Source organism: Corynebacterium sp. HMSC063A05, assembly GCF_001809695.1.
GTDB lineage: Bacteria > Actinomycetota > Actinomycetes > Mycobacteriales > Mycobacteriaceae > Corynebacterium > Corynebacterium amycolatum.
Map to the genome: position 1 here is coordinate 39803 of NZ_KV798502.1, position 17958 is coordinate 57760.

The following is a 17958-nucleotide window of genomic DNA, read 5'->3' on the forward strand; positions in this document are numbered from 1 at the left end:
TTTCCGGAGCCATTCTTAGGCTCTTACGAGGGCTTATTCAGGCTTCGGTGCCTCCTCAGCATCGGTATCCTCGACCCAGCCGTAGGTGCGTTCAACGGCACGGTTCCACTGGTGGAACAGGCGATCGCGCTCTTCGGCCTCCATCTTCGGACGCCACTTCTTGTCAATCGTGATGTGAGCCTTGACCTCATCCAAGCTCGACCAGAAGCCAACGCCCAGACCTGCACCATATGCAGCGCCGAGAGCAGTGGTTTCAATGTTGTTCGGGCGCGTGACAGTGACATCTAGGATGTCGGACTGGAACTGCATGAGGAACTCGTTCATGGTCATGCCGCCATCAACGCTCAGCGTCGTGATGTCCGTGCCGGATTCTGCCACCATGGCATCGAGAACCTCACGAGTCTGGTACGCAGCAGCCTCCAGCACAGCGCGGGAGATGTGGTTGCGGTTAACGAAGCGAGTCAGGCCGACGATGACGCCACGGGCGTCCGGCTGCCAACGAGGAGCGAAGAGACCGGAGAATGCCGGCACGATGTACACGCCACCGTTGTCCTTGACACTCTTTGCTTTGTTCTCGATGGAAGCGGCATTTGGAATCATTTGCAGCTCGTCACGCAGCCACTGAACAAGTGCGCCGCCCATGGAGACAGAACCCTCGAGAGCGTAGACCGGCTTCTCACCCTCGACCTGGTAGCAGACGGTGGAGATGAGGCCGTGCTCGGACCACTTCGGGTTCTCGCCGGTATTCATCAGCATGAACAGGCCAGTGCCGTAGGTGTTCTTGGTGTCGCCCTCGCCGAAGCAACCCTGGCCGAACATGGCGGCCTGCTGGTCGCCGAGAATACCTGTAATGGGAAGGCCGGACAGAGCATCGCGGGCGCGAACGCGACCGAAGTTGCCTACTGACGGGCGGATGTCCGGCAGCATCGACATTGGAATGCCAATTTCACGGCAAATGTCCTCGTCCCACTCGAGGGTCTTGAGGTCCATCAGGAGAGTACGGGATGCGTTGGTGACGTCCGTTGCGTGGACTGCAGATTCGCCGTTGTCACCCTCTGCGCCGCCGGTGAGGTTCCACAGCAGCCAGGTGTCGATGGTGCCGAAGAGCAGGTCGCCAGCCTCGGCCTTTTCGCGAGCGCCCTCGACGTTGTCGAGGATCCAGCGCACCTTCGGGCCTGCCGGGTAGGAGTTGATACGCAGGCCCGTGGTCTCACGCCAACGGTCCGCGCCTTCATCCCCCATGAGCTCCTTACAGATGGTGTTCGTGCGGGTGTCCTGCCAGACGATGGCGTTGTAGACCGGTTCACCAGTGTTCTTGTCCCAGACGACAGTGGTTTCGCGCTGGTTGGTGATACCGATTGCCTCAATGTCCTGGGAGGAGATGTCGCCATCAGCGAGAGCTTCACTGACTACGCGACGAGTGTTGGTCCAAATCTCCTGGGCATCGTGCTCGACCCAGCCCTCTTCCGGGAAGATCTGCTTGTGCTCCATCTGGGCGACAGTGACGATCTCTGCGTCATGGTTGAAGATGATGCAGCGGGTGGAAGTAGTTCCCTGGTCAATGGCGAGGACATATTTGCTGTGCATCATGGGGGATACTCCTAGCGAAATTGTGTGTAAATGTGAGTTTTCGGACTTGCGCTATTTTATTGTGCGTTCACTCTCATATTCCCGTTATCCGATGGCAAAGGCAAGAGCGCCTGCAGCCACAGCTGCCAGCATCGGTGCGACAATCGGGACCCATGCATATGCCCAGTTCGCATCGCCCTTGCCCTTAATCGGGAGCACGAAAGCGTAGGCCAAACGGGGGCCGAGGTCACGAACAGGGTTGATAGCGTATCCAGTCGGGGAACCAAGGGAAAGACCAATCGACACAATGATGAACGAGACACCGAAGTAGGTCAGCGGGCCAAGCTCGCCGCCGGCTGGGCCGAACAGGATGAATGCGAGCAGAACGAAGGTCGCGATGAACTCGGTGACGGCATTCCAGAAGTTATTTGGATGAATCGGTACGGTGAAGAAGTTGCCACCGGTCTCGGCATTTGCATTGGTCGGATTGCCGTTGTCGTCAACGCCATTGGCATCGAACAGCTGCTTAAACGCGGCCCATGCCAGGATTGCACCTACGAATGCGCCCAACAGCTGACCTGCGGCATAGTAGGGGACAAGGCTCCAAGCCAGGCTGCCTTTGACTGCCAGGGCAACGGTTACCGCTGGGTTCAAGTGCCCGCCGGATACGTCGGCAATAGATGCGCCAGCGAAAACGGCCATACCCCAACCGAAGGCAATGCCCATCCAACCAGCATTTGCTGCGCGGGTAGTCCGGAGGTTGATAGAGGCGCAGACTCCGTTACCGAGCAGAATCAGAATGGCGGTTCCGAAAAACTCCCAGAGGAATGCCTGGGATCCTGTGATTGTCTCCATGAGATGTAGAAACTCTCTGTGAGTCGTGACCGGGCAAGGTCACGATGAATCTTGCAACGTAGAATTCTTTAGGTATAAGAAATGCCGGCGAGAAACTATTTTTCGCCGGCACTTTTATTTCGACCCCATCAGCCCTTTGAAGTGCGAAGCCGTTTTCCCGAGAAGGAAGCTATTTCGTTGTGGCTACAGCGCTGGTGGCCATTCAAGAGCTAACTCGTATGGCTACCTAGGGGAGGGTGGGAAATGAACTAGCGGTCGAGGCTGACGTCGACGTCCGCGCGAGTTTCCACTGCATGAGCAGCAATCTCGTTAGCGGCCTTGTCAGTCAGCTCACGTTCAGCTGCCAGGGTTGCTTCGACACGCTCGATGAAGACCTTGATCTCCTTCTCCATCGTATCCTTGTCCCAACCCAGAGCTGGGGCAACCAGTTCAGCGGTGGCCCGAGCGCTGTCGACACCGCGGTGTGCGTACTCCATGGAGACGCGCAGGCGGCGCTCCAGGATGTCGTCGAGGTGCTTTGCGCCTTCGTGGGTCACTGCATAGAGAACCTCAGCGCGCATGTACTGCTCAGCGGCCTCCAGCGGCTCGAGCAGGGACTTGTCCTCGGCTGCCGGAGCCAGAACCTCGTAGATGAGGGAGCCGTAGCGGTTGAGCAGGTGCTCGATCTGCTTTTCGGTGATACCGAACTGCTTGGCCAGCTCTGCCTTCTGGTTGTTCAGTGCGTGGTAACCATCAGCACCGAGTAGCGGGACATCAGCGGTGACGGACTCCGGTACCTTACGTGGGACATCCTGGACTGCAGCGTCAATGGTATCGGCACCGATGACGCGGTAGGTGGTGTACTTACCGCCTGCGACGGAGACCATGCCCGGAGCAACGTGGGCAACAGCGTGGTTGCGGGAGAGGTTGGTGGTGGAGTCAGAGTCGCCTTCCACCAGTGGGCGCAGACCCGAGTAGACACCGACGATGTCGTCGTAAGTAATCGGGCGGCGAACCTTGGCGTTGACGTGATCGAGGATGTAGTCGATGTCAGCGCGGGTAGCTGCCGGGTTTGCCAGGTTCATGGTCCAGTCGGTGTCGGTGGTACCGATAATCCAGTACTCACCCCACGGAATCACGAACAGGACGGACTTCTCAGTCACGAAGGTCATTGCCACCGAGCCCTCAAGAGCGGACTTCGGAATAACAATGTGGACACCCTTGGAGGTGTGGACGCGGAACTTGCCGGTGACGCCAGCCAGCTTCTCAATCTCATCGGACCAAATGCCGGTGGCGTTGACGAAAACGCTGCCGCGGATAGTGGTGGTCGCGCCAGTGTCGGTGTCAAGGAGCTTCGCGCCGACGATGCGCTCGCCTTCCTTCACGAAGTCGACAACCTGGGTGGAGGTGCGGACGTCAGCGCCGAAGTGAGCAGCGGTGCGCAGGACAGTCATGGTGTGACGGGCATCGTCAACCAGAGTGTCGTAGTAGCGAACGCCGCCGACCACGGCATCTTCCTTCAGACCCGGAGCCTGCTTCAAGGTTCCCTTGCGGGAGTAGTGCTTCTGCATCGGAACCTGCTTGGCACCACCCATGACGTCGTAAAGGAAGAAGCCCGATGCCATGAACGGACGCTCCCATACGCGGTGAGTCAGAGGGAAGACGAAGCGCAGTGGCTTAACCAGGTGCGGTGCCAGATGCGACATGGACAGTTCGCGCTCGCGCAGGGATTCAGCTACCAGGCGGAAGTCCAACATCTGCAGGTAGCGCAGACCGCCGTGGAACATCTTTGAGGAGCGGCTAGAGGTACCGCCTGCGAAGTCACGAGTTTCAATGACCGCAGTCTTCAAACCACGGGTTGCGGCATCGAGCGCAGCGCCAGCGCCTACAGAACCGCCGCCGATAATGACGACGTCGTATTGCTCGGTACCGAATTTCTCCCAAGTCTTTTCATGCTGTTCCTTGTTCAGAACTGCAGATGGGGCGAGAGATGAAGAGGACGACATTTTCCAATCCTTCCCGGTGGGGGGCGTTGATTTTTTCGTCGAAGAGAATTTCTCGGCTCACGGCTCAGGTTACCAAAACTCGGCTTACTTGTAAGCGCCAACCTACGGTTACGTAGATATAAATAATGGGGCAAAAAGTCACGAAAATCGCGCCAGTAATGTTGTTCGATTTTCCGCAGGTAGATGGCTATGTTAATAGAGATTTACTACTTTTAGACTGAAAGTCAGTTGGCAATAGAATCCCCCATAATGGGGGTGCCAAAGAGGGCTGATGGGTGGGCAATGGGTGCACGGCGGGCGTGTGGCGTATTTGAGGGGCGATGACTGGAGCTGCGCTCGGATTTACACATGAATATGAGCCTGTAACGACATTTATCCGCGAGTCTCAGATACCAGTGCATATTGCCCCGCTAAGGGGTGCGAAAGATTGTAGAGTAAAAGCCATGTTCAAGGATCCTGTGTACTTAACGATTATCGGATTGGCGCGCACCGTCTTCTTTGCCCAAGGTTTGAAGTTCACCGTTAAGGGCTGGGAAAACGTGCCAAAAGACTCTGGCGCCGTTCTCGTTACTAACCACACCGGATACATGGACTTCACCTATGTCGGTATTCCATTCCGCAAGCACCGCCGTTTTGTCCGTTTTATGGCGAAGAAAGAAGTTTTCGACCACTCGGTCGCAGGACCAATCATGCGTGCTTGTAGGCACATTCCGGTCGACCGCACTGACGGCTCCAAGTCCTTCGAAGAGGCCTGCCAGAAGCTGGAAAACGACGAGTTGGTAGGCATCTTTCCGGAGTCGACGATCTCGCGCAGTTTTGAAGTCAAGAATCTGAAGTCCGGTGCGGTGCGTATGGCGCAGCGCACCGGCAAGCCCATCATCCCAGTGCTGATTGTGGGATCCCAGCGCGTGTGGACGAAGGGGCACCCTAAGCATCTCGGTCGCAGCAATACTCCGATTCATATTACGGTTTTGCCACCGTGGACCCCAGAGGGCGATCCGGCGGAAGCCACTGAAAAGCTACACGAAATCATGGATCAGGGCGTCCGTCAGCTCTGGGACGAGTACGCCGCTGAAGAGGGGCCCCTGCCGAAGGGCGCCTACTGGGTACCGGCTCGCCTTGGCGGTGGTGCACCGACTTTCGAAGAGGCCCAGGCAGAGGACCTGAAAGTCGAAGAAGAGCGTCAGCGTATCCGTCATTTGCGCGGTGACCTGGCCGCATTCAAGGAAAAGCTAGCCGAGTCGGCACGTGAATTCGGCGATAGCGCTCGTGAGTTCGGCGATCAGACCAGGCAACAGTTCCTCGATGCGTCGCAAACGATGAGCGCGGAGTCTGCTCGCCGAAGGGAACAGACGACCGCCTTGTTGGCGCAGTTCCGTCAGTCTGTGGAACAGATGGCTGATGATGTCGTCGCCGGTGCCAAGGAGAGCAAGGAGTCCGTGCGTACTGCCACGGATTCGATGCGCGTGACGTTCCGCGAAGCGTACGTGCAGCTAGAGAAGGCCTCCGCCTCCGGTGTCGAGCAGACGCAGCAGACCGTTTACCGTCTTATCGGCCAGTCGATGATGATCCGCGACAAGCTTCCGCAGCGCTTGAACAGGCTCATCACCGCTCAGCCGGAAACGTTTATCTTCGATTACCCCGCATCGCTTGCCGACGATGCGGGCAACATCAGCGAAGAAACTATGAAGGCCTTGCAGCAGCTCGGTAATGACGGAGCCACAATCGTTGTCCTGCACGAATCGGGAGAAAAGCCGAATCTATCGGCCTTGGAGTCGGTTGACCTGCAGGTTGTGGAGCTTCCGGAGGGCGCGAGCAAGCTGGAAGTCACAAATACGGTGGTAAGCACACTGCGCAAGCAGGCTCGCAAGGAAGAAACCGCGATTCTTTTTGCCGGTCGCTCGAACTTTGAGGAAGCCACACAGCGTGTCGGCATGCCGGTAGTTATGGCCGATGCGGACTGGCCCTTGCTGAAGAACGCGGACTGGGTAATCGACACTGTCGAGCATGGGGGAGTAGCCGCAACGTTGCAGTTGTTGCACGACCGGTTCTGCGATGACGGTGAAGATGACAGCAGTGAGGACGGCAAGTAGTTCGAAGTGACCGAGAGACTACATCCACTACTCGTAGCTTCGGATATTGACGGGACGTTCATTGACTCGCGGGAGCGGGTAACTCCCCGCCTGCGGCAGGCCGTCACGCGAATGCTACGCCGCGGAACACCGTTGGTGCTGGCCACGGGAAGGCCGGCTCGGTGGTTGCAACCAGTGCTCGAGCAGCTGCCGGTTCAGCCGTTGTGCGTGTGTGCCAATGGCGCGGTGATTTACGACTCCGGCCGTGATGAAGTAGTTGCCGCCAACACACTGAAGCCGGAGACGCTGCGATACGTCGTTAAGCATGCGCGCGAAGCGACGCGATCCATCGGTGGAATCGGCATTGCGGCAGAGCGCGCTGGGACATCGGCGAATGACGCCATCGATGAGCTTTTTGTGGTGGCGCCGTCCTATGACCATGCGTGGGAATCGGATGAGCATGGTGAGCTTGCTGAAGAGGCCGTGTTGTCAGAACCCGCGACGAAACTCTTGCTGCGAAACTCAGATGTGAACAGTGCCCAGCTATATGAGCTGGTAGCCCCTGCAATTGACGCGAGCTTGGCGCACGTGACCTACTCCATGCCAGACGGGCTATTGGAGGTGTCCGCGCCGGGCGTGACTAAGCGCGCCGGGCTGGAATACGTGTCTGAACTGGTTGGAGCGACCGCGAAAGATGTGGTCTGCTTCGGTGACATGCCGAACGATATCGAGATGCTGTCGTGGGCGGGCACGGGTGTGGCCATGGGCAATGCGGCTGACACTGTCAAGGAGATTGCAGACGAAATCACCGCCACCAATGATGATGACGGTGTTGCTCGTGTGCTGGAGCGCTGGTTCTAGCTAACCTCGCGGTTTTCCCGCGCCAGGTAGCCCACCAGCGCTCGACAGCGGCTGCTTCGGGTTTACTTCAGCTCGGTCTTGACTTCGCCGGTGGCGCGGTCGAAGGTGATTGAACCGTTCTGGAACTCAGCGCGCTCGGTGTTTCCATCGACCACCTGGGTCTTCGTCGGGGCACCCAGCTTGCCGACTTCGAAGCCCTGGCGGGCCCACTCATCAGCAATCTTGCCCCAGATAGCGTGAGCGCCGGTGGTGTCGGAGTCGGTGATTACGCCGTTGGAAAACTTCACGTAGCGCAGGGCATCGGCCTGGCCAGCATTGTTCGCCACGGTAGAACCGCTCTGGATACCGGACATCGCGTAGCCGAGAACCGAGCCCATTTCCTCGGAAACTTGGCGCCATTCGGCAGCCAGGTCGTTCTGCTCATTGATAGTGATGATCTGGTCAATCAGAACCGGCAGGTCAGCAATCGACGGTCCGTTTTCAATCGAGCGTCCAACCGCACCCAGAATGGCATCGGCGGTCTGCCCCAGACCCGGTGCGCCGAGCATGCCCAGCGCCGAGGCCAGCATCGAACGTGCACCCGAGACTGTCTCCAGAGCCTGTGCCTTCTGCTGCTCGTCGGATGCGCTCGGCGAGGAGGAGTTGCTCTGCTCGCTTGCCGACGGTGCGGAGGAGTCAGCCGTAGCAGTGTCACTGGTGTTCGTGGCGTCGGTTGGCTCCGAGGTATTCGAAGTGCCCGAGGTGGTCGAGTCGGAGCTCGACGTTGTCGACGAAGTGGTGCTCGATGCGCTCGAGGACTTCTCGGAGGACGAGGTCGTGGACGTGCCCGTGGATGCCGAGGTGGTCGAAGTGGTCGAGCTCGACTCGGTTGACTCGGTCGATTCGGTCGACTGCGAATCTGCGTCTTCGGCGGTCTTATCGCCCTTTTCATCCTGCGGAACGAGGAGGTCAATCAAGCCATCTGGGCCCTCATTGTCAATCTTTCCGCTGGTGAGGGTGTTGTACTTCTTCTCGGCAATCGAGCGGATCTTGCCCATCTGGGCGTAGCCAGCATCACCTGGGCAGGTGGTGTTACCAACATCGCGGTGCGCGAAGATGGTCGGCAGAGTGACCTGCTTGCCGTATCCATACTTGGAGTAGCTGGTGCCACCCGAAGTCATCTGGATCTGGCCGGTCGGCTTGACGCCGGCGACCTTCAGACGCCAACCAATCATGTTGCCCACCGAGTTCAGTGCAGCCTCACTGGGAGCAACCGAAGTGTAGTTACCCATCATGGAGATGCCGAAAGTACCGGTGTTGAAGCCACCTGCGTGAGCGCCCTGGACATTCTTATCCAGGCCACCGTAGCGGCCCTCGAAGATGTTGCCGTACTTGTCGACAAGGGCGTTGTATCCAATGTCGCACCAGCCCAGAGTCTGTGCGTGGTACTGGTAAATGCCGCGGACGATACCAGCGGACTGGCTCTCGGTGTAGTTGTTTGAACCAGCGGTGTGGTGCACGGTGGCACCGACCAGCTTGTTGTCGTAGTCCGCGCCCTTACAGCGGTTATTTTCGTTGGCGCCCCAGCCGGCACGGGTAATGACCTTCGGCATGCCCGTGACATTCTTGGCATCCACAATTGGGTCGATACCGGATGCAGCAGCCTGGCCGTCGATAAGCACTGCGTCGACCTGGTCGATTGGCAGTTCATCGGCGACCGGCTCGATGTCCGTCCACTTCACTGGGAGATTCGGCGAGTCCAGATTTGCAGCGTCGTTAGCGCTCGGAGCAGTCGGGTCATCGAGTGCGTCCCCAGGAGCTGCATCCGGAGTCTGCTGGTAGTCGGAAGCGGCATCGTCAACGGCCTTGGCGACATCCTTGGCTGCATCCGTAGCGGATTCCTTTGCATCCTCCACGGCCTTCTTGGCGCCCTCAGCATTAATCTCGTCGAGGTTGAGCTTGGACAAATCCAACTTCTCAGCGCCCTTGATGTCCTTCAGGTCCACGCCGGACCCCGGACCGAAGATGTTAAGTCCGTGGGTGGAAACCTGAACACGCTTGGTTGGCTCGATGTAGATGAGCTCCGTTCCGTTCAGGCCGTTGCCATTGCCTTCAGCGGGGTAGTCCGGGTCAACGCTGTACCAGTCGGACCAGGAGCCGTCGGCGCGCTCGGCGCGGACGAAGCTGGCGATATCAGGGTCACCGGCCCACGTCAGCGCAAACTGGGAAAACTCAGTATCGGAGGTAATTTCCTTGACGACACCACGGTTGGGATGAGCCTCGTCGGCAAGCGACTGCGTTGCGATTGCTGCGTCTTCGACGAGAACGGAGACGCTGTCTGCAAGCGACTTGCTCTGGACAATCGGGTCGATGGGGCTGGCACCGTTTTCCTCGATGAGGTCATAAGCGGCACCTGCGCCGACAACGGCAACGGGTGTCAGGGCAAGGGTCGCCACGGCAGCGAGTACCAAGGATTGCTTGGCACCTGCGCGGCGATTGATGCGGCGGCGACTAAACACGGTAATAACTCCTGGGTGATTACGAAGATCTGGTGCTACACCACAAATGTGATGTGGTTATGCCTGGATTGGATAAGCGGGGGACTTAGTTCTGAGGTGCGAACCAGGCCTGCGTAGCTTCGGCAGGGTTGGTTGGCAGGGATTCAGTTAGAAACTCACCAACAACCTCGCCTGGCGTGGGCGTTTCCACGTTTCCGAGGGAACCGCCGTTGTCGCCCGACTCGCCGGCGCCCGGAATCGGCGGAATGCTGGCGGCCTCTCCGTCCTGGTTGTTCGGACCCGTCGAGCGGCCGGCGATACCCGCTCCACCGGCACCATCAAACTTGGCTTTGGCTGCAGCGCGGATGGCATCCATCTGCTGATAGCCGAAGGTGCCCGGGCATGAGGTGTAGCCGGTGTCGCGGTGGCCGAAGATGGCTGGGAGGTTCACGGTCTGGCCGGAGCTGTAGCGTGCCTTCGAGTAGCCGGCGCTGGTCAGTGCGGCGGTGGACATCGGATCGACGCCACCGACCTTCATGCGCCAGCCGACCATCTCGCCGAGTGCAGTGACGGCCGCATCCGGAATCTCCAGCTGGTCGTGATTGCCCATCACCGAAATACCGAAGGTGCCGTTGTTGAAGCCACCTGCGTGCGCGCCCTCGATGTTCTTGTCCAGGCCACCGTAGCGGCCCTCGTAGATGTTGCCGTACTTATCGACCAACGCGTTGTAGCCAACATCGCCCCAGCCCAGCGTCTTTGCGTGGTAGGCGTAAATGCCGCGGACAATGGCTGGTCCCTGCGACTCTGAGTAGTTATTGGAACCCGCGGTGTGGTGGATGCACGTGCCCTTGAAGGTGCTGTAGGAGCTCGAACCGCTGCGGATGGACTCATCTGCACCCCACGCTGCACGGCTGATTACATTTGGCGCGCCAGCAATCGACGACTCGTACGCAACTGGCTGAATAACCTCGCCGACCTGCTCTACGCCGTCGATGAAAACTGCCTGGACAGCGTTGAGGGACAGCGCGGCCGTAGCACTGACGAGTTCCTGCAGGCCACCGCCGATAGTGGCTGGGTCAAGGTTGTCGATACCAATGATGTTGCGTGGATCTAGGCCCTCGAGGAGGTTCAGTCCGACGGTCGACACCTGCACGCGCCTAGTGGGCTCAACGAACAGCAGCTCGGTGCCGGACTGTCCGGAGTTATTCATCGGGCCGTGAGAATCAGCGTGGAACCACGGGCCAAAGCTGCCATCTTCGCGTTCGGCGCGAACGTAGAGCTGCAGGTTGTCATCGCCCGGCCAGGTCAGGGCGAACTGGGAGAACGGTTCGTCGCGGGTGATGTCCTTCACGAATCCACGAAGCGGGTGCAGGGCATCGGTAATGGCATGCGTGCCGACGGCTGCGTCGTCAATCATCATCGTGACAGCATCAACCAGCGGCGATGTCGAAATCTTGGCTGCGATAGGGCCGGCGCCTGGGCTTTCAACCAGGGTAGGGGCCTGGCGAATACCCCATGTTGCTAGTGGAGCTGCGGCAGTAGTAGCTGCCAGTCCATAGAGGAAGGTGCGACGGCCCATCGACGGGGCATTGATGCGACGGCGAGTTGGCACGGTAAAAGCTCCAAAAAAATGGGGTACAGGGTTGTCGACCCGAGGCCTACCCCGGGGTCGAAGGGAAGGAAAGTTGCAAAGCAACAGAAAATTCTGAGATGGATGTTACCAGTGTGACTAAAAAAATCTAGTGAGGGGCCTGTGTCTCAACGTTAATTTTGGGAAAATTATCAAATATTGTGACCAAGTGAACGTTGGGTTGGGCTCACGTGGACGTCGTAAAGCCCGCGTGTACACCCGCAAATCGGGCGGAAATGCAATAGGTTTTAAGGCGTGAGTAGCGAAAAGAACACCACCGCCAATGAATTTGCTCCGAAGTCCCTACAGGACATCAAGGACAACACCTACGACCTCATCGTGGTCGGCTCGGGTTTCTTCGGTTTGACCGTTGCCGAGCGGACCGCCAATGAGCTGGGCAAGCGCGTGCTCGTCGTCGAGCGCCGCAACCACATTGGCGGCAACGCCTACTCGGAAGCAGAGCCGGAGACCGGCATCGAGGTGCATAAGTACGGTGCGCACCTGTTCCATACCTCTAATAAGAGGGTGTGGGACTACGTCAACCAGTTCACCGACTTCACCGACTACCAGCACCGCGTGTTCGCTATGTACAAGGGCACCGCGTACCAGTTCCCGATGGGGCTGGGGCTGATCAACCAGTTCTTCGGCAAGTACTACAGCCCGGACGAGGCTCGCCAGCTGATTAAGGACCAGACCGATGGCCTGGATCCGCGCGACGCGAAGAACCTTGAGGAAAAGGCCATCTCCCTCATCGGCCGCCCGCTCTACGAAGCCTTTGTCAAGCACTACACCGCCAAGCAGTGGCAGACGGATCCGAAGAACCTGCCGGCCGGAAACATCACCCGCCTGCCTGTTCGCTACACCTTTAATAACCGCTACTTCAACGACACCTACGAAGGCCTGCCTGTCGACGGCTACACCGCCTGGCTGGAAAACATGGTGACCTCCGACAAGATTGACGTCGTTGTCGATGCCGACTGGTTCGAGGTGCGCGACGAACTGCGCGCTGCCTCCCCGGACGCCCCGGTTGTCTACACCGGCCCGCTGGACCGCTACTTCGATTACGCAGAAGGCAAGCTGGGTTGGCGCACGCTGGACTTCGAGATGGAGGTTGTCAACACCGGCGACTTCCAGGGCACCCCAGTGATGAACTACAACGACGCGGACGTGCCGTATACCCGTATCCACGAGTTCCGCCACTTCCACCCGGAGCGCGATTACGTCAAGGACAAGACGGTAATTGTTAAGGAATACTCCCGCTTCGCCGACGATGGCGACGAGGTGTATTACCCAATCAACACTCCGGAAGACCGCGAGATGCTCGAGGCCTACCGCAAGCTCGCTGCAGCAGAAGCGCAGGAGAACAAGGTCCTCTTCGGCGGCCGCCTGGGCACCTACCAGTACCTGGACATGCACATGGCCATCGGCTCTGCACTGTCGATGTTCGACAACAAGATTGCACCGTTCTTCAACGACGGCGAAGCAATCGAGCAGGAGCGCGGGCACTAGTTTGCCGCTTGCGGCTCCTGCGCTAGTATTGCGCGAGTGTCGCGTGAGAAAAGCCAAACCGAAGTTCCCCAGCAGGGGCCATTGCTGCAGCGTGTGAACAAGTTTCTCACCCTGCCAGTGGCTCCCGTAATTCTGGTTCTCATCGGCTCTCTTGGCACCCAGGCCGCAGCCGTGCTGGTCACTGGTATGCTTTCCACGGTCGGCGCGCCGGGCATATCGGGCTTGCGCATGACTGCCGCCGCCATCATCATGGTGGTTCTGTTCCGGCCAAAGTTATCCGGGATGACCCGCGCTCGCGCCATCAACATCGTGGTCTACGGCATCGCTATGGGCATGATGAGCATGATGATTTACGCCGCTATCGCCCGCCTCCCGCAGGGCGTTGCCGTCACCATCGACTTCCTCGGTCCCTGCGTCGTGTCTTTCCTGGGACTGAAAATGTGGCGATCCCGCCTGTGGGCCATCGTCGCTTTCATCGGCGTCGCCCTAATCGCCCAGCCCTCCAATGACCTGGACCTTATCGGCATTGGTTACGCCGCAATCGGCGCGATCTTCTTCGGCGCATACACGCTCTTCTCCGCCCGAATGGGCAGCACCGAGGGCGGCGGCATGCCTGACCTGGCGCTGTCAGTGGTCGTCGCAGCAATCGTGCTCGCGCCGTTTTCCGTATCCGCCGCACCGCTTGTCGACGGTTCGATGTGGGCCACCATCGTTATTTCTGGGTTCATTGGCGCTGTTATTCCCTACGTGATGGACACCATCGCTGCGGGGATTGTCTCAGCGGCGGTCGTCGGCACGCTCTTTGCACTGGATCCGGTTATCGGTGCAATCCTGGGTTGGGCGTTTTCCGGTGACCGAGTGACCTGGTCTATGGCGCTGGGCATCGTGCTGATTGCGGCGGCTGGCGCGATTATTACCTGGCGCGGGGCGCGGGAGTCGCGTGAGCTCGCGCAGTAGAAACGCGAGTACCGGAACCCGCCCAAAAGGAGTAGTTTCGACGTGTTCTGCTGGAAAACAACAGTGAATGCGGGTAGGTTTGTCGAAGATTTATTGTTTTTTAAGGTAATTCCCTGAAGAGGAAACACGCCTGATAGCTCCCACTGGTCGTGGGGAGTCGCACATTGTGAGGAGAATGCACACGTGAAAATCACCTCTACTTTCCGTGGTTGGCGCCGAAAGGTTGCAGCAGTTGCGTCCGCAGTAGCTGTGGCTGCGTCTGCATTGACCATGGCGCCGGCCGCGAGCGCGGCGGGCGACCGAGGTTCGCTGCGCCCGGGTTGTGAATGGGATTCGTACCAGTACTTCACCCAGAAGTGCCAGGTTTATTCGCCGGCCATGGATCGTGATATTCCGGTCCAGATTGTGGCCTCTGCCAATGGCGGTAACAAGGCTCTCTACCTGCTAGATGGCCTGCGTAGCCCGGCTGATGCCTCAGACTGGGTGGAGCACGGTAACGCTCCACGTACTTTTGAGGGATCCAACGTCAACCTTGTTATCCCCGGTGGCGGTGGCGGTAGCTTCTACACTGACTGGAAGCGTCCGTCAGTTAGCCTGCACGGTCCGTTCGTAAACATGTGGGAGACCTTCCTAACCCAGGAATTGCCTGTATACCTTGAGCGCGAGTTCGGCATTTCCCGTACTGGCAACTCCATTGCAGGTCTGTCCATGGGCGCATCTGCGGCGCTGTCGCTGGCATACAACCACCGAGACCAGTTCGGTCAGGCTCTTGCCTTCTCCGGTTACCTGCACACCACTGCGCCGGGTATGACCACTGCAATTGAGGCTGCTCAGTTGTCGGCTGGCTACAGCTCCTTCGACATGTGGGGTGCGCCTATGTCAGCGGAGCGTGTCCGCAACGATCCGTACCTGAACGTCGAGAAGATGAAGGGGCTGGATCTGGTTATTACCTCGGCAAATGGTGTTCCGGATGAGGTTCGTGACCCGAAGAACCTCTACCGTGTTGTTCCGAAGGCCGGTGGCGTTGCGCTGGAGTCGCTGTCCCGCTTGTCAACCCGCGAGTTTGAGTTGCGTGCTCGTACCTCCGGTTTGGATGCCACCTTTGAATACGAGCCGACCGGTATCCACGATTGGCCGACCTGGGATCGCAACCTCCAGAACTCCAAGGCCCGCATCGAAGGTTTCCTCGGAGCTTAAAACTAGAACCTGAACGAAAAGTCCCTATGCGCAGCAGATAGTCCGCAGCGCGTAGGGGCTTTCACATTCTGGCCTGTCGCTAGCGTGGCAACAAGAGGCAATCCGCCACGGGCACTAGGATGCTATGAGATAGAAACGTCGGTAACTTATCGGCGGCTACACCCCCGGTAGACCTTTCGGAAAGTGGTTGATACGTCTCATGGCATCACAGCCTGAACAAAAGCGGACACATACCCCGACAACGTCGTCAAGCCTTGCCGTTGAACGCCTGCAGCGGATTCTGCTGCCAAAATTGGGTGAGCCGCGTGATGTCCGCTCGCTCTACTTGGTTGAGCCGGAGACTAATGCCGGTCGTGTGCAAGCGCATTCGCGCACGTCAGCCACCATTCCGGCGGGTGATGAAGTTAGTTTTGAAACCTATTTCAATGCGTTTCCGGCCAGCTACTGGCGCCGGTGGACGAATCTGGACAATGTTGTCCTGCGCCTGGAGCTGTCCGGTACCGCGCGCGTGGACATCTACCGTTCGAAGATTGACGGTGCGCGTATCGCCGTGACCGGCGAAGTTGTCGGTGACCTGGGCGCTGCTGCTGAAGGCGCAGAAGCCAAGGTGGACGGCAAGGATGTGCATGTTTGCGAAATCCCAGTACCGCTGACGCAATTTGAAGACGGCGGCTGGATTTGGTTCGACCTCACCTGTGAGACGGACGTGGTAATCCACTCCGCAGGTTGGTACTCCGATATCGAGGCGCCGAGCCAGACGTACCCGGACGGCACGGAGCACCCGGCGCCGGAGGGACGCGTCACTATCGGTATCCCGACGTTCAATCGCCCGACCGATGCAGTTGCTGCTCTCGAGGCGCTGTCCTCGGATCCGGAAGTCGATGCCATCATCGATGCTGTTTTGATGCCTGACCAGGGCACTAAGCACCCGGCGGACGAGCCGGGCTTCGATACTGTAGCCGAGCACTTCGGTGACCGCCTGCGTATCTTCCCGCAGGGAAATCTCGGTGGTTCTGGCGGGTACTCCCGCATTATGTACGAGGCCCTGGGTGGTCCGGAGTCCGATCCTGAGCGTGCTACCGACAGCCCGTTCATTCTGTACATGGATGACGACATCGCCATCGAGCCGGATTCCATCCTGCGCGCGGTCGCTGTCGGCCGGTTCGCGAAATCCCCAATGCTCGTTGGTGGTCAGATGCTGAATCTGCAGGAGCGCAGCCACTTGCACTCGATGGGTGAAGTCATCGGTCGGCATGACTTCATGTGGACCTCGGCTCCGCACGTCCACTATGACCACGACTTTTATGCTCACCCACTGCGTGATCGCGGGGAGCACGGCACTAACGCCACCGGTGAAGTCGTCGATTCGAAGGATCTTCACCGCCGCATCGATGTTGAGTTCAACGGCTGGTGGATGTGCCTGATTCCGCGCGTCGCTGCTGAGACGATTGGTCAGCCGCTGCCACTGTTTATTAAGTGGGACGATGCCGAATACGGTTTGCGCGCAGGCAAGGCAGGCTTTCCGACGGCCACGTGGCCGGGCGTTGCAATTTGGCATATGGCCTGGTCGGACAAGGACGATGCGATTGATTGGCAGGCGTACTTCCACCTGCGCAACCGCTTGATTGTCGCGGCTCTTCAGCACGAGGGCGATGCTGCCGGCATCGTGCGTTCCATGCGCAAGGCCACGTTCAAGCACCTCCTGTGCCTGGAGTACTCCACTGTTGCCATCCAAAACGAAGCCATGAAGGACTTCCTGGCAGGCCCGGAGCATCTGTTCGACATTCTCGAATCTTCGCTGCCGCGCATCAATGCCCTGCGCAAGAGCTTCCCCGACGCGGTTGTGCTGCCGAGTGCAGGTGATCTGCCAAAGCCCTCCGGTATCCCGGGGGTTCCGACAAAGGATGTCGGTGGTCGTCTGGGCAAGCTGAAGAAGGTCGGTTGGCTGGCCAAGGGGCTGCTGCACAGCGTGCGCCCGGAAAACTCCGAGCACCACGATGTGCCGCAGGCGAACCTGGCGCCGCTGGAGGCTCGTTGGTTCTCCCTGTCTCGCTTGGACGGTGCCACCGTTACTACCGCTGACGGCCGTGGCGTGGTGTATCGCCAGCGTGACCGCGACAAGGCCAAGGCTCTGCTGGAAGAATCCTGGGAGCTGCAAAAGCAGGTTGAGGAGCGTTTTGAGCAAATGAAGGCACGCTACCGCGCAGCCTATGACCATCTGACCAGTAGGAAGGCCTGGGCGAATGTCTTCGAAAATTAAAGGCGATCCGTTCGGCGAGTCCGACGTTCTCGTTAATATTCAGCACACGCTTAACGACGTCCCGGGGGTGCTGCCCACCGCACGTGCCATGAGCTATTTCGGTGAGCACGCCCTTGGATGGATGGGGCTCGCTGCTCTCGGGGCGGCGGTGGATAAGGAGCGACGCATTGGCTGGGCAAAGGTCGGTGTGGCCGCCTTTACCTCGCATGCGGCATCGGTGTTGCTTAAGCGCATTGTCCGTCGCCCGCGTCCCCATGACCGTCGTATAGCAATCGGCGTTGGTACACCGAGCAAGCTGAGTTTCCCGTCCTCGCACGCGACGTCGACGACGGCGGCGCTGGTGGGGATTGCCAAGTTGGGTTACCCGGCAGCACCGGCCGTGGGGGTGCCGGCGATTATGCTCTCTCGCCTGGTGTTGGGAGTGCATTACCCGACGGATGTTGCTTTCGGAGCGGCGCTGGGTACAGCCACTGCTCTTGCGGTGGACAAGATAGGTGATAAGGTCATCGAGCCGAAAAACGCGCAGCATAACCAGGGTGGACAGCCCTCCATTGCGGAAAGGAATGCACAGTGACACAGGCGGAGA

General features: G+C 58.9%; 12 protein-coding genes. 7 read left to right on the plus strand and 5 right to left on the minus strand.

Annotation, left to right across the window (positions count from 1 at the left end; all coding sequences use genetic code 11):
• Positions 1-33: 33 nt before the first annotated feature.
• The 3 genes from glpK to HMPREF2651_RS05975 form a co-directional block, all read right to left on the minus strand.
• The gene (gene glpK, locus HMPREF2651_RS05965; protein ID WP_038626970.1) at positions 34-1590 is read right to left on the minus strand and encodes a glycerol kinase GlpK; all 1557 of its coding nucleotides are present in this window, start codon (positions 1588-1590) and stop codon (positions 34-36) included.
• Positions 1591-1674: 84 nt separating this feature from the next.
• Positions 1675-2424, minus strand: coding sequence for an MIP/aquaporin family protein (locus tag HMPREF2651_RS05970; protein ID WP_187401111.1), 750 nt, complete (start codon positions 2422-2424; stop codon positions 1675-1677).
• 248 nt (positions 2425-2672) lie between these two features.
• Positions 2673-4409 (minus strand): glycerol-3-phosphate dehydrogenase/oxidase, encoded by a 1737-nt coding sequence (locus HMPREF2651_RS05975; RefSeq protein ID WP_070586002.1) that lies wholly within the window; start codon positions 4407-4409, stop codon positions 2673-2675.
• 443 nt (positions 4410-4852) lie between these two features.
• On the opposite strand from HMPREF2651_RS05975, the gene HMPREF2651_RS05980 reads away from it, so the two are divergent.
• Both HMPREF2651_RS05980 and HMPREF2651_RS05985 read left to right on the plus strand, forming a co-directional pair.
• Entirely contained in the window at positions 4853-6502 is a 1650-nt protein-coding gene (locus HMPREF2651_RS05980) for a 1-acyl-sn-glycerol-3-phosphate acyltransferase (RefSeq protein ID WP_049181846.1), read from the plus strand.
• A gap of 6 nt (positions 6503-6508) precedes the next feature.
• On the plus strand, positions 6509-7342 hold the full coding sequence (locus HMPREF2651_RS05985; RefSeq protein WP_038626965.1) for a Cof-type HAD-IIB family hydrolase: 834 nt from the start codon (positions 6509-6511) through the stop codon (positions 7340-7342).
• A 62-nt stretch (positions 7343-7404) separates the two neighbouring features.
• Here the strand turns inward: HMPREF2651_RS05985 and HMPREF2651_RS05990 are convergent, their stop codons facing one another.
• Positions 7405-9840 carry an N-acetylmuramoyl-L-alanine amidase gene (locus HMPREF2651_RS05990; RefSeq protein ID WP_049181844.1) on the minus strand — a complete coding sequence of 812 codons (2436 nt, stop codon included), beginning with the start codon at positions 9838-9840 and terminating at the stop codon, positions 7405-7407.
• An 85-nt stretch (positions 9841-9925) separates the two neighbouring features.
• Positions 9926-11431 (minus strand): N-acetylmuramoyl-L-alanine amidase, encoded by a 1506-nt coding sequence (locus HMPREF2651_RS05995; RefSeq protein WP_049181843.1) that lies wholly within the window; start codon positions 11429-11431, stop codon positions 9926-9928.
• Between the two features lie 330 nt (positions 11432-11761).
• Here HMPREF2651_RS05995 and glf point away from each other — a divergent pair, with 330 nt between their 5' ends.
• From glf to HMPREF2651_RS06020, 5 genes are all read left to right on the plus strand, one after another.
• Positions 11762-12958, plus strand: coding sequence for a UDP-galactopyranose mutase (gene glf / locus HMPREF2651_RS06000; protein ID WP_038629234.1), 1197 nt, complete (start codon positions 11762-11764; stop codon positions 12956-12958).
• Positions 12959-12994: 36 nt separating this feature from the next.
• Positions 12995-13915, plus strand: coding sequence for an EamA family transporter (locus HMPREF2651_RS06005; RefSeq protein ID WP_236658457.1), 921 nt, complete (start codon positions 12995-12997; stop codon positions 13913-13915).
• A gap of 183 nt (positions 13916-14098) precedes the next feature.
• Complete coding sequence (locus HMPREF2651_RS06010) at positions 14099-15112, plus strand: alpha/beta hydrolase (protein ID WP_049181841.1); 1014 nt, start codon at positions 14099-14101, stop codon at positions 15110-15112.
• Positions 15113-15311: 199 nt separating this feature from the next.
• Positions 15312-17372: a glycosyltransferase gene (locus HMPREF2651_RS06015; protein WP_049181840.1), complete on the plus strand. Its 2061-nt coding sequence runs from the start codon at positions 15312-15314 to the stop codon at positions 17370-17372.
• Positions 17356-17946, plus strand: a complete 591-nt coding sequence (locus HMPREF2651_RS06020) for a phosphatase PAP2 family protein (protein ID WP_049181839.1) — start codon at positions 17356-17358, stop codon at positions 17944-17946. The genes HMPREF2651_RS06015 and HMPREF2651_RS06020 overlap by 17 nt, the downstream gene beginning before the upstream one ends.
• Positions 17947-17958 lie beyond the last annotated feature (12 nt).